This window comes from Flavobacterium sp., from assembly GCF_013822155.1.
GTDB lineage: Bacteria > Bacteroidota > Bacteroidia > Flavobacteriales > Flavobacteriaceae > Flavobacterium.
Genome location: NZ_PNJW01000194.1, coordinates 1 through 1,187, shown reverse-complemented (window position 1 = coordinate 1,187; position 1,187 = coordinate 1). Strand labels below are relative to the sequence as shown.

Sequence of the window (1,187 nt, the reverse complement as noted above, 5' to 3'; positions counted from 1 at the left end):
CTGGGATTTCAGCAGCGTGGGTTATTAGAAGGCTGGAAATCCGTTAACCGCGACTTTAGCAATTATTCCGCCCATCGATTATTGGCCGATAACTATGCCGCATTACCGCGCCATGAGATAGCAAGGGTGAGCGAGTTGCTTCAATCGCAATTGCTACAACCGGTTAATATTACACCGATTCAACCCAATCTCGCGGAAAGTAATCTTTTAATTTTAAATGGACTGGGTCCGGCTAATTTAAGTTTTAACGAATTTAACCCATTATTTGAATACAACCGGATATCATTTCAAACATCGGGCATTTACGGCAGTAATAATACTTTAGGCGATAATGCCACGATTTCAGGAATACAAGATAGTTTTTCTTTTAACTTAGGTCAGTTTCACTACAATACGGATGGGTTTAGAGAAAATAATTTTTTAAAATCTGATATTTATAATGCCTTTTTTCAAAATCAATTTTCTGATAAGTTTAATTTACAGTTTGAATACAGGCACGAAGAAAGAAAAAATGGTGATTTGGGTTTAGGTTTTAATTTAAATAATTTCAATGCTGATTTTAATGAGAGAAGAAAAATAGACACTTATAGAATAGGAGGTCGGTATGAATTTAATGAAAATTCAGCAATAGTAGGCTCACTTATCTATCAAGATGTTGATATAGTAGATAACACAATAGAGCAAAGAAGTTTTTCAGGCTTTTCATTTGCAATACCATTACAAATAAGCAGTAATAGAAACGGATTCATTAGTGAGTTGCAACATATTTACAATAATAAAAGTATCAATATAATCAACGGTTTTGGAAATATTGATCAGCAAAATAAAATTGCAACGCATTCTCAAGACATTAGCATAGTTTCGAATTTAGACTTAACCAGAACCAATTTTTATAATTATTCAAAAATAAAATTTGATAAAAATATTTTAGCTACTCTAGGTTTAAGTATAGATATATATAAAAATGGAGCAGTTAGGCAAACACCTTTAAATCCGAAGCTTGGGTTAGAGTGGGGTAATTCAATCACCAATTTCCGCGCAGCGGTTTTTCGATCAACAAGTGTGGCGCGTACGGCAAACCAAACAATCGAGCCTACTCAAGTTGCCGGCTTTAACCAATTTTTTGATGATCCGGATGGATCGACTGTATGGCGCTATGGCGCAGGACTTGACCATAGATTTTCAGA

The 1,187-nt window shown here is 34.7% G+C and carries 1 protein-coding gene; it reads left to right on the top strand.

Annotation, left to right across the window (positions count from 1 at the left end; translation table 11 throughout):
* Positions 1–1,187, top strand: a 1,187-nt coding sequence (locus tag C0512_RS15880; RefSeq protein WP_290863333.1) for a hypothetical protein, incomplete at both ends; no start/stop codon positions are given.